We start from the raw sequence: 13,953 nt of genomic DNA on the forward strand, positions 1-13,953 counted from the left end.
CATGGACGCCCTCAGCCCGCCACCGCCAGCCTCCCGCACCGCCCAGGCCGCGGCGTTCGCCGTGCATGTCTTCACGGCCGCGGGCGCGGGTATCGCGCTGCTGGCGATGATGGCGGCGGTGCGCGGCGACTGGTCGACGATGTTCGGATGGCTCGGCCTGGCGCTCGTCGTCGATGGCATCGACGGCCCGCTGGCGCGCCGGCTCAATGTCCGCCGCGTGCTGCCCGACTGGTCGGGCGACGCGCTGGATTTCGTGGTCGATTTCATCACCTACGTGTTCGTGCCGGCCTATGCCATCATGCAGAGCGGGCTGCTCGCGCCGTGGAGCGCGACCGTGCTTGGCGTCGCCATCGTCGTCTCCAGCGCGCTGTATTTCGCCGACAAGCGGATGAAAACGTCCGACAATCATTTTCGCGGCTTTCCCGCGCTGTGGAATGCCGCGGCGTTCTATCTGTTTCTGCTGAAGCCATCGCCCATCCTCGCCAGCCTGACCGTGCTGGCGCTGGTGGTGCTCACCTTCGTGCCGTTCCACGTCATTCATCCGGTGCGTGTGACGCGCTGGCGGCGGCTCAATCTGGCGCTGATCGCGATCTGGGCCGTGCTGGCGATCATTGCCATCGCGTAGGACTTCGTCGTCGCCTGGCCGGTCAGCGCCGCGCTGTGCGGCATCGCGCTCTACATCGTCGGCGCCGACGCCATGCTGCGGCTGCTCAGGCCGCGCAGTTGACAACACCGGCGCGTCGGCTATCGCTGGGAACCAGATACTTCTGGAGAGCGAAGCGATGACCAAGGCTGTGCGCGTTCATAAGGTGGGGGGCCCCGAGGCGCTCGTTTACGAGACCGTCGAGGTCGCAGCCCCCGGTCCCGGCGAGGTCCGCATCCGCCAGCACGCCATCGGCGTCAATTTCATCGATGTATATTTCCGCACCGGCCTCTACAAGGCGCCGACATCGCCGTTCATCGCCGGCAACGAAGCCGCCGGCGAGGTGATCGCGGTCGGACCCGGCGTGACGGGTTTCCATCCCGGCGACCGCGTCGCCTATTATTCCAACCTCGGCAGCTACGCCACCGAGCGCGTCTTCGCCGCCGATCGCTGCGTGAAACTGCCGGACCGCATCACCTACGAACAGGGCGCGGTGCTGATGCTGAAGGGCCTCACGGTCTGGTACCTGCTGCACAAGACCTTCAAGATCGAACCGCATCACCGCGTGCTGATCCACGCCGCCGCCGGCGGCATCGGCCTCTTGGCGTGCCAGTGGGCGAAGGCGATGGGCGCGCATGTGATCGGCACCGTCGGCTCCAAGGAGAAGGGCGAACTGGCGCTGGCCAATGGCTGCGATCACGTCATCTATTACAACGAGGAAAATTTCGTCGATCGTGTCAAGCAGATCAGCCGCAACGAGTTGTGCGACGTGGTCTATGACGGCGTCGGCAAGACCACGTTCCCGGGTTCATTGTCCTGCCTGAAGCCGCGCGGCATGTGGGTGAGTTTCGGAAATGCGTCCGGCCCGGTGCCGCCGTTCTCAATTGCCGAATTCAACAATCACGGCTCGCTGTTCGCGACGCGACCGAAGCTGAACGATTATGTTGGCAAGCGCTCGGAACTGCTGGAAGGCGCCGACACGCTGTTCTCGGCGGTGATCGACGGCAAGCTGCATGTGCCTATCAACCATGCTTACGCGCTGAAGGATGCGGCAAAAGCGCATATCGATCTGGAAGCGCGCAAGACGACCGGGGCGTCGATTTTGAAGCCGTAGCTTCTTTCTTCCCTCTCCCCCGCGCGAAGCGGAGCTTCGCTAGGTGGGTGAGGGTGGATCGAACCGCGAAGCGGTTCGAGACGGGTGAGGGGTGCAACTCGCTCCGAGCCTAGTGGCCCCTCATCCGACGCCGACTTCGTCGGCGCCACCTTCTCCCACAAGGGGAGAAGGGAAAAAGCGCGTCACTGAGAGTTCAGAACCCCGCCACGGTTCCGTGCAGATCATAGGCGTCCGCGCGCTCGATCTTCGCGGTAACGATCTCGCCGACCTTCAGCGGCCGGCGGGCCGAGACGTAGACCGCACCGTCGATCTGCGGCGCGTCGGATTTCGAGCGGCCCTTCGATACTGTCGGGCCGACCTCGTCGATGATCACCTGCTGCCGGGTGCCGACCTTGCGCTTCAGGCGGCGGGTGGAGATCTTCTGCTGGCGCTCCATCAGCGCGTTCCAGCGCAATTGCTTGATCTCTTCCGGCACGGCGTTGCCGAGCGCATTGGACGGCGCACCAGCAACCGACTCATACTTAAACGCGCCGACGCGATCGATCTGTGCTTCCTCCAGCCAGTCGAGCAAATACTGGAAGTCGCTCTCGGTCTCGCCGGGGAAGCCGACGATGAAGGTCGAGCGCAGCGTCAGGTCCGGGCACTCCTCGCGCCACTTCTTGATCCGCGCCAGCGTCTTGTCCTGCGCTGCCGGGCGCTTCATCGCCTTCAGCACGTCGGGGGCGGCGTGCTGGAACGGAATGTCGAGATAGGGCAGCACGTTCTTGTTGGCGTTCATCAACCCGATTACTTCGTCGACATGCGGGTAGGGGTAGACATATTGCAGCCGCACCCAGGCGCCGAGCTCGCCGAGCTCCTTGGCGAGATCATAGAATTTGGCGCGGACCTCGCGGTCCTTCCAGATCGAGGTCGCATATTTGGTATCGACGCCATAGGCCGATGTATCCTGGGATACCACCAGCAATTCCTTGACGCCGGCCTTCACCAGGTTCTCGGCCTCGCGCAGCACCTCGTTGGCCGGCCGCGAGACGAGATCGCCGCGCAGCTTCGGGATGATGCAGAAGCTGCAGCGGTTGTTGCAGCCTTCGGAAATCTTCAGATAGGCATAGTGCCGCGGTGTCAGCTTGATGCCCTGCGGCGGCATCAAATCGAGATGCGGATTGTAGACCGGCGGCAGCGCGCGGTGCACGGCGTCGAGCACGCTCTCGTACTGCTGCGGGCCGGTGATGGAGAGGACGTTGGGGTAGGCGGCCTCGATCTGCTCGGGCTCCGCACCCATGCAGCCGGTGACGATCACCTTGCCGTTCTGCGCCATCGCCTCGCCGATCGCGCCCAGCGACTCCGCCTTGGCGCTGTCGAGGAAGCCGCAGGTGTTGACGATGACGATGTCGGCGCCGTCATGCTTGCGCGCCAGCTCATAGCCTTCGGCGCGCAGCCGCGTGATAATGCGTTCGGAATCCACCAGCGCTTTGGGGCATCCCAGCGACACAAAGGAAATTTTGGGCGCAGCGGCCTGTTGCATGTTTGATCTGCCTGATTGAGAGGCAGCAACTAGGCCTATTTGCCCATAAATACAAGGCTTTAAGCAGGCAGGAGCCGTGTTATGGGTAGTCCGCAGGGAACCAGGGCCGCAATGCCGAACGAATCGTCGCCGAAAATCGTGATTGTCGATGAGAGCCCGATCCGCGCCGCGATTCTCGAAGAGGGATTGCGCGAGGCCGGCTATATCGACGTCCAGCACATCCACCAGATGCATAATCTACTGGCGCGGATCTATGCGCTCGATCCCGACGTCATCCTGATCGACCTCGAAAATCCCAGCCGCGACGTGCTCGAGCAGATGTTCCAGGTCAGCCGCGCCGTGCGCCGGCCGGTGGCGATGTTCGTCGACCAGAGCGATTCAGAGTCGGCACGCGCCTCGGTCGATGCCGGGGTATCATCCTACATCGTCGACGGGCTGAAAAAGGAGCGCATCAAGCCGATCCTTGACCTGTGCATCTCGCGCTTCAACGCCTTCTCTAAACTGCAGGACGAGCTGGAACGCACCAAATCGGCGCTGGAAGACCGAAAGATCATCGACCGCGCCAAAGGCCTGGTGATGAAGCTGAAGGGCCTCAGCGAAGAGGAGGCGTATGTATTGCTGCGCTCTACCGCGATGCGCGAAAAGAAGAAAATCGGTGACATCGCGCAGTCGATCATCACCGCTGCGGAGTTGCTGAAATGACCGGTCAACCGCTGCATATCGGCTTCATTCCGCTGATCGACGCCGCCTCGCTGATCGTCGCGGTCGACAAGGGCTTTGCCAAAAACGAGGGGCTCGACGTCACCTTGGTTCGCGAAGTGTCGTGGTCGAACGTGCGCGACAAGCTCAACATCGGCATGTTCGACGCCGCGCATCTGCTGGCGCCGGTGGCGATCGCCTCCAGCCTCGGCCTCGGCCACGTCAAGGTGCCGATCATGGTGCCGTTCACGCTCAATCTCAACGGCAATGCGATCACGGTGTCACCGGCGCTGCATGCGCAGATTTCAGAACATCTGCAGGGCGACATCACCGATCCGCTCGCCACCGCGCAGGCGCTGGCGCGCCTGGTCGCGGCAAGGCGTCGCCGCGGCGAGCCGGCCCTGACCTTCGGCATGACGTTTCCCTATTCCACCCATAACTATCAATTGCGGTTCTGGATGGCCGCCGGCGGCGTCGATCCCGACGAGGACGTGCAACTTGTAGTGCTTCCGCCGCCCTTCATGGTCGGCAGCCTGACCAGCGGCCTTGTCGATGGCTTCTGCGTCGGCGCCCCGTGGAATGCGGTGGCGGTCGATCGCGGCATCGGTCGCATCCTGCATTTCGGCCCGGACATCCTGCAGAGCGCCGTCGAAAAGGTGCTGGCGGTGCGCGGCCATTGGGCCGAGGAGCGGCCGGACACGGTGGCCGCCCTGATCCGGGCGCACCAGAAGGCGGCGGAGTTCATCGAGGAGCCCGGCAACCGCGACGAGGTGTCGGCGCTGCTGGCGCGGCCGGACCGCGTCGATGCCGATGCCGGCATCATCCGCACGGTGCTCGAAGGACGGCTGGTGCAGGCGACGGGCGCCTCGCCGCGCGCGAGCTCGAACTACATTTCGTTTGCCCGTAACGGCGCCGCGCGGCCCGATCCGACGCAGGCCGCCTGGCTCTATGCCCAGATGGTGCGCTGGGGCCAGGCGCCGTTCAGCACGGAGGCGCAGCAGATTGCCGAGGCGGTATTCCGGCCGGATCTTTATGATGCGGCGCTGGGTCTGGCGGTGCATGCCAATGTGACCGGCGACGCGATCGGTGCCTTTGCCGGACCGCCATTCAATCCCGAAAATCTTGCTGTACACCTGGCGTCATTCGAGATCGCCAATATGAAGGGCTAGGGCGCGCTTTCAGGGGGCGGGACGTGGATGCCGCATTCCGTCTTGTCGCGGCCACGCCAGCGCCCCGCGCGTGGGTCCTCGCCGGGGGCGGTGCGGCTGGTGCAGGGCATGCAGCCGACCGACGCAAAGCCCGAGACGACCAGCGGATGCGGCGGCAGGCCTGCCGAGGCGTAGATCAACCGGATATCTTCTGCATCGATGTTGGCGAACGGATTGAACTTCAACCGCTCTCCGTCTGGCTCGACAACGGGAATGGCGGCGCGCGACGCACCCTGAAATCGTTTGCGGCCATTGATCCAGGCGCGGAACGGCGCCAGCGCACGCGCCAGCGGCTCCACCTTCCTGATCCGGCAGCAGGAGTCGGGGTCGGACGACCAGCGGTCGCCCTCGGGGTCTTCGCTCGCCAGCGTGTCGGGCGCGGGGTGGATGGTCCGCACATCGCGCAGCCCCAGCCGCCGCACCAGATCGTCGCGATAGGCGAGCGTCTCTTCGAACATCCAGCCGGTATCGAGAAACAGCACGGGAATGGCGGGATCGACATCGGCCATCACCTTCAGCAGCGCGGCCGATTCCGTCCCGAACGACGACACCAGCGCCAGATGCTCGCGGCCGACCGCCCGCAGCGCCGCCGCAATGATGTCAGCGGGGGAGGCCGCGTGCAGCGCCTGCTGCCATGCGGCCACATGTTCAATCGCTGGCGGAGCCGTCATCCCAGCACCTCTCGATGTATTTTCTTGAATAGAAGATAGTTCTATATATCAGTCATATACTGCCAATAAATAGAATAATATTCTATCTATTGGCAGTATGCAATGTAGATTTTTTAACCCTGCAGATCGAGTTCCAGAGATTCAATTTCTCCGAGCATTCCGCTTCGTGAGCAAAGACGATTCTCCGGACGGCTTTTTTGACCCGGAGACCAGCCATGGGACTGTCCAATCCTGAGCGCTCTCAGACCGATGTGGTGTCGATGGACCACCTCGATCAATTGGAAGCGCAGAGCATCTACATCCTGCGCGAAGCCTTCGCACGCCTCAAGAAGCTGGCGCTGTTGTGGTCGCTGGGCAAAGACAGCAATGTGATGATCTGGCTGGCGCGCAAGGCCTTCTTCGGCCGCGTGCCGTTCCCGGCGATGCATGTCGATACCGGCAAGAAGTTTCCGGAGATGTACGCCTTCCGGGACAAATACTCGGTGGAGTGGGGGCTCGATCTGATCCTCGAGAACTGCCCGCCGATCGAAAGCATCGACCCCACGCTGCCGCCGGCTGCGCGCTCCGCGGCGCGCAAGACCGAAGGCCTGAAGTCGGCGCTCGCCAAACACGGCTTCGACGGGCTGATCGCCGGCATCCGCCGCGACGAGGAGGCGACGCGCGCCAAGGAGCGCGTGTTCTCGCCGCGCGGTCTCGACGGCGGATGGGACGTGCGCGACCAGCCGCCGGAATTCTGGGACCAGTTCAACGCCTCGCCGCCCGATGGCGCGCATTTGCGCGTCCATCCGATCCTGCACTGGACCGAGGCCGACATCTGGGCCTACACGGCGCGCGAAAACATCCCGATCATCCCGCTCTATCTGGCGAAGGATGGCCTGCGCTATCGCTCGCTGGGCGATGCCGACATCACCAGCCCGGTCGCGTCCACGGCCAGCACGATCGCTGAGATCCTGATCGAGCTCGACGGCAGCACCGTTCCCGAACGCGCCGGGCGCGCGCTCGACCACGAAACCGAAGATGCGTTCGAGCGGCTGCGCGTCGCCGGCTACCTGTAGGTGATGCATGAACCAACCCGTTAATCCATCGAGCCTCGTCATGCCCAACGGCACCACGCGCCCGCAATTGCGGATCGTCATCGTCGGCCATGTCGATCACGGCAAGTCGAAGCTGGTCGGCCGGCTGCTGCACGAGACCGGAAGTCTGGCCGACGGCAAGCTGGAAATGCTGAAGGCGGTCAGCGCGCGGCGCGGCATGGCGTTCGAATGGTCGTTCCTGCTCGACGCGCTGCAGACCGAGCGCGACCAGGGCATCACCATCGACACCACGCAGATCCGCTTTCGCACCAAGGCGCGCGACGTCGTTCTGATCGATGCGCCCGGCCACGCCGAATTCCTGCGCAACATGATCACCGGCGCGTCGCAGGCCGACGCCGCGGTGCTGATCATCGACGCGCTGGAAGGCGTGCGCGATCAGACGCGGCGGCACGCCTATTTGCTGCATCTGCTCGGCGTGAAGCAGGTCGCCGTTGTCGTCAACAAGATGGACCGCTTCGATTTCAGCGAGGCCCGCTTTACGGAGATCAGCGAGGAGATCGCCGCGCATCTGATCGCGCTCGGCGTGGCTCCTGCCGCGATCATTCCGATTTCGGCCAGGGATGGCGACGGCGTTGCCGAACTGACCGACCGGATCGGCTGGTATCACGGGCTGACGGTGGTCGAGGCGCTGGACGCGCTGACCCCGGCGCTGGCGCTCGATCAATTGCCGCTGCGGTTGCCGGTGCAGGCGATCTACAAATTCGACGACCGCCGCATCGTCGCCGGTCGCGTCGAGGCCGGACACCTCGCCATCGGCGACGAGGTGGTCATCATGCCCGCCGGCAAGGTGGCGCGCGTCAAGTCGGTCGAGCAATGGTCGGCCAGGCCGATCGAGGGCGCGCTCGGCGCCGGGCGATCGGTCGGCATCACGCTGGACCGCGAATTGTTCATCGAGCGCGGCGACGTCATCGCGCATGCAGGCTCCGTACCGACTGAAACGCGGCGGCTGCGGGCCCGCATCTTCTGGCTGCACGAGCAGTCGCTGAAGGCCGGCGCCTCGATCCTGCTGCGGCTCGGCGTCCGCGAAGTCCGCGCCACCGTGGTCGCGATCGAGAAGGCGATCGATCCCGGCAAGCTCGCCCATGTCGAGACCCGGGAAATCGCGCTCAACCATGTCGGCGAGATCGACATCACGTTGGCCCAGCCGGTGGCAGCGGATTGTCATGCCGACAACCCGCGCACCGGACGGCTGGTGATCGAGGTCAATGGCCGCATTGCGGGGGGAGGGCTGGTGCTCACGGTGGATGCCGGCCGCGCGGTACCGCGCGACATCGTGCCGGTACGGTCCGCGCTGCGGCCGGAAGAGCGGACGGGACGCTATCGCCACAATGGCGCCGTGCTGTGGTTCACCGGCCTGCCGGGATCGGGCAAGTCGACGCTGGCGCTGGCGCTGGAACAGCGCCTGTTTCACATCGGCGGCTCGCCGATCCTGCTCGACGGCGACACGCTGCGCGCCGGCCTCAACCGCGACCTCGGCTTTTCCGCCGATGATCGCCGCGAGAACATCCGGCGGCTGGCGGAGGTCGCCGGTCATCTCGCGCGCAACGGCCATATCGCGATCGTCGCCGCCGTGTCGCCGTCGCGCGGCGACCGCGCGGAAGCCCGTCGGATGGTCGATAGCGCGTTTCGCGAAATCTACGTCTCGACCCCCGCCGCGATTTGCGAGCAGCGCGACCCCAAAGGCCACTACGCCCGGGCCCGCGCCGGGACCCTGCAGGATTTCACCGGCATCTCCAACGAGTACCAGGCGCCGGAGGCGGTCGAACTGGCGATCGACACCTCGCAGGCCAGCGTGCGGGAAGCGGTGGACCGCATCGAGACCATGCTGCGGAAGAGCGCCGTGCTGCACGACCAGATCGTCGATCTGGGGGCGAATATCTGACTGTCCGGCGTTCGCGCCATCGGCATGAAACGGTTTGCCGTTTCCCGGACGCGATGCGGCGCGAAGTGCCGCTTCGCAGATCCGGGATCCCGGTTTTTTTAGCGCCCCACCGGGGCCCTGTGTAGTCAGGATCTGTCATGATGGGGTGCGGGCGGTATGCCGTTGGGTCCCAGGTCGAGAAGACCGTGATCCGGCTCGGCACCCGCCCGCTTCGCTAATACCCACACCTGAACAGTTGATCGAGGCCGTCTGCGGCGGACCTCGCAGCACAGGGACAGGCCCCATGAAGATACATCCTGGCTTCGTTGGAATCGATATCTCGAAGGATTTTCTTGATGTGTACGACGGCAGCGTCGGCGCGGTCCGCCGCGTCGATAACGGCCCGGAAGCGATCGAAGGCTTGCTCGCCGGGTGGTCCAGCAGCGACGTATTCGTGCTGTTCGAGGCCACAGGCCGTTACGACAAGGCACTGCGCCACGCCTTGGGCGCCGCCGGCATCGCCTTTGCCCGGGTCAATCCGGCTCGCGCCCGCGATTTCGCCCGCGCCGCGGGCTTCCTCGCCAAGACCGACGCCATCGATGCGCGGATGCTGGCCGCCATGGCGCAGTGCCTGCGCCCCGGCGCCGATGGCATGGCCGATCCAGCACGCGAGCAGTTGGCCGAGTTGCACAAGCGCCGCGACCAGCTCGTTGCCTTCCGCAAGCAGGAACGCACCCGTCTCAAGGGCGCCAAGGATCTGGCCGCGAGCCTCTCGGCCCACATCGCCTGGCTCGATGCGGAGGTCCGGAACTTCGACCGGCAGATCGCCACCCTGATCGCACAGCAGCAGGCGTTGCATAATGCCCGGCGCCTGATGCAGTCGGTGCCGGGCATCGGCCCGGTATGCTCGGCCACGTTGCTGGCGTTGATGCCCGAGCTTGGCTCACGCTCGCCCAAGACCATCGCGGCCTTGGCGGGACTGGCGCCATTCAACACCGACAGCGGCAAGTTTCGCGGTACCCGGCGGATTCACGGCGGCCGGCGCAGGGTTCGCGAAGCACTCTACATGGCGGCAGTGTATGTCACCCGGACGAGATCGCGCTTCGCACAGACCTACCAGGCGCTGCGAAAAGCCGGGAAGCCGGCCAAGGTCGCTCTCATTGCCGTAGCCAGAAAACTGCTGCTCACCCTCAACGCCATCATCAGGGAACAACAGCCCTTCCGCGCGTGATGGGCAAATTACAGTTGCCGGATCTGCGGCGCACCACACCGCCAAACGGCGGCGCGGTGCACCGCGTCCGGGGAACGATGTCGAGCGTGCCGCCAAGCCGACTAATTATTGTGCGTGCGGTGCAAAAGGCTGGCACTCCAACTCGTCCTTTGCCCCCGACACGCTTGCCAAGGCGTTGATCGAGGGGCGTTTTTCTCCCATTTCATTTTGGCACAGGACTTGAATGCACTGACCTGCCGGCGTTCGTTGATGCGCGCCGGCCACGTTCCGATGGATTTCCGCAGCAACGAGGCTGATCGGACCGCACCCTGACTTCATGCCGGCGCGAGGCGCTGAGCTGGACCTGCGCGGTCACATTCCGTTCCCCGTTGATGCCCACGACAGTGGCTGCAGGAGTCTTTTGCGCGATGAAAATCGACCCCGTCTCGCTTGATTTTACCGACGAACAGAAGCGCTACCTCGAAGGATTTTCGACCGGCCTGCAGATCAGCCGCGTTGGCAAAGGCCTCGGCGGCGCGGCAGCGAAGGCCGCGGCCGAACCGGTCGGACCGGAGGCGCCGCATCTCCGGGCGCAGGACCGCGTCATTGCGTCCGGCAGGAAGCTGGTCGATCAGGAAAAGTGGAAGCGCGAGGAACATCCGTTCGACGCCTATCCGCGCCTCAAGGAGCAGGCGGCGATCGACGCGCGGCCGTCGCCCGCGGACAATTTTCGCTGGCGCTATTACGGGCTGTTCTATGTCGGTCCCACGCAGGATTCTTACATGAGCCGGCTGCGGATCCCGAACGGCATTCTGAAGCATTGGCAGTTCGCAGGTCTTGCGGATCTCGCGGACGAGTTGTGCGGCCCGTTCACCAACGTCACCACGCGTGCCAATCTGCAGATGCGCGAGATCCCGCCGAAACATGCGGTCGCCTGGATCGAGGGCGTGCAGGATCTCGGCCTGTGCTCGCGAGGCTCCGGCGCCGACAATATCCGCAACGTCACGGGCACGCCGACCGCCGGCATCGATCCGCAGGAACTGCTGGATACGCGGCCCTATGCGCGCGAGTGGCACTATCACATTCTCAACGACCGCACCTTGTTCGGCCTGCCGCGAAAATTCAACGTCGCCTTCGACGGTGCCGGCAAGATCGCGGTGCTGGAAGATACCAACGACATCGCGTTCGGCGCGGTTGAAGTGAAGGAAGGTTTTGGCGTCGAGCCGGGCGCTTGGTTCAAGCTCGGCATCGGCGGCATCACCGGCCACAAGGATTTTGCCAAGGACACAGGCATCATCGTCCGTCCGGCCGATGCAACGAAGGTGTCGGATGCGATTGTGCGCGTCTTCATCGATCTCGGCGACCGCACCAACCGGCTCAAGGCGCGGCTGAAATACGTCATCGACGGCATGGGCATGGCAAAGTTTCTCGTGCTTGTGGAAGACAAGCTCGGCCATGCTTTCACGCGCGTGCCCGCGGAAGCGCTGCTGCCGCGGCCGGAGGTCGATCGCAATGCGCATATCGGCGTGCACCGGCAGAAGCAGGCCGGTCTGAACTGGATCGGCGTCGCGCTGCCGCTCGGTAAAGTGACCTGCGAGCAAATGCGCGGACTGTCGAAAATTGCCGCCGATCTCGGCGACGGCGATATTCGCCTCACGGTCTGGCAGAACCTGCTGATCCCCGGCGTGGCGGACGACAAGGTGGCGTTGGCCACGGCCGCGATCGAGGCGATCGGCCTGGCTATCAAGACCACGGAAGTCCGTGCCGGCCTGATCGCCTGCACCGGCCGCGCCGGCTGCAAGTTCGGCAATGCCGACACCAAGCGCACCGCGGCTGAAATCGCCGACTGGGTCGATCCGCGGGTGACCCTGGACACGCCGATCAACATCCATCTCACCGGCTGCCATCATTCCTGCGCGCAGCATTACATCAGCGACATCGGCATGATCGGCGCGCGCGTCGCAGTAGGCGACGGCGATGACACCGTGGACGGCTTTCACGTCTTCACCGGCGGCGGCTTCGGGCCGGCGGCGGATGTGGGGCAGGAAGTCTATCATGACGTCAAGGCCGAGGACGCGCCGGTAGTCGTCGAGAAATTGCTGAAGGCCTACATGGCGAACCGTGCTTCTCTGGACGAAACCTTCCTGACCTTCGCGCGCCGCCACGATGGCGAGAAGCTGCGCCAGCTTGCCGAACAGGTGTCCGCATGAACCAGATGACGCCGCCGCCAAGAATCGAGATCATCCCGCCGTCCGCACCATTCTCCGAGGCGCAGCGCTCCTGGCTGAACGGGTTCTTTGCGGGGCTCTTATCGAATGCGCCTGCGCCGTTGTCGGCCGGGCAGGGCGCCACCATTACGCCGGAAGAAGACGACGGCGCGCCGTGGCACGACCAGACCCTGCCGTTGCCGGACCGCATGAAGCTCGCCGAAGGTCGCCCGATGCGGCGCAAGATGATGGCCGCGATGGCGCAGCAGGATTGCGGCCAGTGCGGTTACAACTGCAACGACTATGCCGATGCCATCGCCGGCCGTGCCGAGCCGCGCCTCAATCTCTGTGTCCCCGGCGGCAAGGAAACCGCGCGGATGCTGAAGGCGCTGAACGAGGAAATGGAGAAGTCGCCAGCGACTGGCGCTGCCGCGCCCGCGGCGAAGCCATCAACCACCGAGCCGGTCGAAATCGCTGCGCCCGATCCCGCCACGCTAGGCCGCTCGCGCGACAATCCGGCGCCGGCAATCTTTCTCGGCCGCCGGCTGCTCAACGGCGCTGGCTCCGAGAAGGAAACCTGGCACATTGATTTCGACTTGTCGGGCTGCGGGCTCGATTATGTCGTCGGCGATTCCTTCGGCGTGTTCGCGTCCAACGACCTCGGCCATGTCGATCAGATCATCGCGCTGCTCGGCGCCTCGCACACCACCGAAGTCCGCGGCAAGACGCTGCGCGAGGTGCTGCGCTACGACGTGTCATTGGCGCCGGCGCCGGACAGCCTGTTCGAACTGATCTCGTACCTCACCGGCGGCGCGCACCGTGCAAAGGCGCGCGCACTCGCGCAGGGCGAGGATCCCGACGGCGATGCCGCGTCGCTCGACGTGATGGCGGCGCTGCAGAAGTTTCCGCATGTGCGGCCGCATCCCGAGGCCTTCATCGAGGCGCTGGAGCCGCTGCAGCCGCGATTGTATTCGATCTCCTCGTCGCACAACGCCACGCCCGGCAAACTGTCGCTGACGGTCGATGTCGTCCGCTATGTCGTCGGCAAGCGCAAGCGGCATGGCCTGGCCTCGAGCTTTCTCGCCGACCGTATCCAGCCCGGCGACGAGCTGAAGGTCTATGTGCAGAAGGCGCATGGCTTCGCGTTGCCCGAGGATCCCAGCGTGCCGATCATCATGGTCGGCCCCGGCACCGGCATCGCGCCATTCCGTGCCTTTCTGCATGATCGCAAGGCAACGGCGGCACCCGGCAGGAACTGGCTGTTCTTCGGTCACCAGCGCAGCGTCTCGGATTTCTTCTATGCCGATGAGCTCAACGCGATGAAGGCGGAGGGATTCCTGACCCGGCTCTCGCTGGCGTGGTCGCGCGACGCGAACGAGAAATTCTACGTCCAGGACCGCATGCGCGAAGTCGGGCGCGACCTCTGGACCTGGCTGGCCGATGGCGCACATGTCTATATTTGCGGCGACGCCAAGCGGATGGCCAAGGACGTCGAACGCGCGCTGGTCGATATCGTCGCGCAATATGGCGCGCGAACCACCGACGAGGCCGCCTTGTTCGTCGGCGACCTCAAGAAGAAGGGCCGCTTCCAGCTCGACGTATATTGACGCAAGTACCGCGTAGGTTGGGCAAAGCAGGCGTGCCCACCATGACGGCGGGCGAGGCAATGGTGGGCACGGCGCAAGGGCCCTTTGCCCACACTACAAGTGCATCGCCGGGCACGG

At 64.8% G+C, this 13,953-nt stretch carries 10 protein-coding genes and 1 pseudogene; 9 read left to right on the top strand and 2 right to left on the bottom strand.

Annotated elements, in window-relative coordinates; translation table 11 throughout:
* The first annotated feature begins 1 nt into the window (after position 1).
* Both FNL56_RS15840 and FNL56_RS15845 read left to right on the top strand, forming a co-directional pair.
* Positions 2 to 727, top strand: a pseudogene (locus FNL56_RS15840) (CDP-alcohol phosphatidyltransferase family protein).
* 55 nt (positions 728 to 782) lie between these two features.
* Positions 783 to 1,757 carry a quinone oxidoreductase family protein gene (locus FNL56_RS15845; protein WP_143573893.1) on the top strand — a complete coding sequence of 325 codons (975 nt, stop codon included), beginning with the start codon at positions 783 to 785 and terminating at the stop codon, positions 1,755 to 1,757.
* A gap of 193 nt (positions 1,758 to 1,950) precedes the next feature.
* Here FNL56_RS15845 and rimO read toward each other — a convergent pair whose 3' ends face one another.
* The gene (gene rimO, locus FNL56_RS15850; protein WP_143573895.1) at positions 1,951 to 3,279 is read right to left on the bottom strand and encodes a 30S ribosomal protein S12 methylthiotransferase RimO; all 1,329 of its coding nucleotides are present in this window, start codon (positions 3,277 to 3,279) and stop codon (positions 1,951 to 1,953) included.
* Positions 3,280 to 3,390: 111 nt separating this feature from the next.
* Here rimO and FNL56_RS15855 point away from each other — a divergent pair, with 111 nt between their 5' ends.
* The gene (locus tag FNL56_RS15855) at positions 3,391 to 3,981 is read left to right on the top strand and encodes an ANTAR domain-containing response regulator (protein ID WP_143573897.1); all 591 of its coding nucleotides are present in this window, start codon (positions 3,391 to 3,393) and stop codon (positions 3,979 to 3,981) included.
* Positions 3,978 to 5,147: a CmpA/NrtA family ABC transporter substrate-binding protein gene (locus FNL56_RS15860; RefSeq protein WP_143573899.1), complete on the top strand. Its 1,170-nt coding sequence runs from the start codon at positions 3,978 to 3,980 to the stop codon at positions 5,145 to 5,147. Before FNL56_RS15855 ends, FNL56_RS15860 begins: the two co-directional genes overlap by 4 nt.
* Here FNL56_RS15860 and FNL56_RS15865 read toward each other — a convergent pair.
* On the bottom strand, positions 5,144 to 5,857 hold the full coding sequence (locus FNL56_RS15865) for a phosphoadenylyl-sulfate reductase (RefSeq protein WP_143573901.1): 714 nt from the start codon (positions 5,855 to 5,857) through the stop codon (positions 5,144 to 5,146). The two genes, FNL56_RS15860 and FNL56_RS15865, sit on opposite strands and share 4 nt — an antisense overlap.
* 215 nt (positions 5,858 to 6,072) lie before the next feature.
* On the opposite strand from FNL56_RS15865, the gene cysD reads away from it, so the two are divergent.
* The 5 genes from cysD (at position 6,073) to FNL56_RS15890 (ending at position 13,836) form a co-directional block, all read left to right on the top strand.
* Positions 6,073 to 6,912: a sulfate adenylyltransferase subunit CysD gene (gene cysD, locus FNL56_RS15870; protein WP_143582137.1), complete on the top strand. Its 840-nt coding sequence runs from the start codon at positions 6,073 to 6,075 to the stop codon at positions 6,910 to 6,912.
* A gap of 7 nt (positions 6,913 to 6,919) precedes the next feature.
* Complete coding sequence (gene cysC, locus FNL56_RS15875; RefSeq protein WP_143577988.1) at positions 6,920 to 8,833, top strand: adenylyl-sulfate kinase; 1,914 nt, start codon at positions 6,920 to 6,922, stop codon at positions 8,831 to 8,833.
* 283 nt (positions 8,834 to 9,116) lie between these two features.
* The gene (locus FNL56_RS15880; protein ID WP_143578592.1) at positions 9,117 to 10,043 is read left to right on the top strand and encodes an IS110 family transposase; all 927 of its coding nucleotides are present in this window, start codon (positions 9,117 to 9,119) and stop codon (positions 10,041 to 10,043) included.
* A 407-nt stretch (positions 10,044 to 10,450) separates the two neighbouring features.
* A complete protein-coding gene (locus FNL56_RS15885) occupies positions 10,451 to 12,232 on the top strand; it encodes a NirA family protein (protein ID WP_143573907.1) in 1,782 nt (593 codons plus the stop codon).
* Complete coding sequence (locus FNL56_RS15890; protein WP_143573909.1) at positions 12,229 to 13,836, top strand: sulfite reductase subunit alpha; 1,608 nt, start codon at positions 12,229 to 12,231, stop codon at positions 13,834 to 13,836. The genes FNL56_RS15885 and FNL56_RS15890 overlap by 4 nt, the downstream gene beginning before the upstream one ends.
* Positions 13,837 to 13,953: the final 117 nt, after the last annotated feature.

It is taken from the genome of Tardiphaga sp. vice304 (assembly GCF_007018905.1).
GTDB lineage: Bacteria > Pseudomonadota > Alphaproteobacteria > Rhizobiales > Xanthobacteraceae > Tardiphaga.

Excerpts from the sequence above, each read along its gene's own strand:
- FNL56_RS15845 (WP_143573893.1), top strand. The coding sequence starts at position 783 with ATGACCAAGGCTGTGCGCGTTCATAAGGTGGGGGGCCCCGAGGCGCTC.
- rimO (WP_143573895.1), bottom strand. The coding sequence starts at position 3,279 with ATGCAACAGGCCGCTGCGCCCAAAATTTCCTTTGTGTCGCTGGGATGC.
- FNL56_RS15855 (WP_143573897.1), top strand. The coding sequence starts at position 3,391 with ATGCCGAACGAATCGTCGCCGAAAATCGTGATTGTCGATGAGAGCCCG.
- FNL56_RS15860 (WP_143573899.1), top strand. The coding sequence starts at position 3,978 with ATGACCGGTCAACCGCTGCATATCGGCTTCATTCCGCTGATCGACGCC.
- FNL56_RS15865 (WP_143573901.1), bottom strand. The coding sequence starts at position 5,857 with ATGACGGCTCCGCCAGCGATTGAACATGTGGCCGCATGGCAGCAGGCG.
- cysD (WP_143582137.1), top strand. The coding sequence starts at position 6,073 with ATGGGACTGTCCAATCCTGAGCGCTCTCAGACCGATGTGGTGTCGATG.
- cysC (WP_143577988.1), top strand. The coding sequence starts at position 6,920 with ATGAACCAACCCGTTAATCCATCGAGCCTCGTCATGCCCAACGGCACC.
- FNL56_RS15880 (WP_143578592.1), top strand. The coding sequence starts at position 9,117 with ATGAAGATACATCCTGGCTTCGTTGGAATCGATATCTCGAAGGATTTT.
- FNL56_RS15885 (WP_143573907.1), top strand. The coding sequence starts at position 10,451 with ATGAAAATCGACCCCGTCTCGCTTGATTTTACCGACGAACAGAAGCGC.
- FNL56_RS15890 (WP_143573909.1), top strand. The coding sequence starts at position 12,229 with ATGAACCAGATGACGCCGCCGCCAAGAATCGAGATCATCCCGCCGTCC.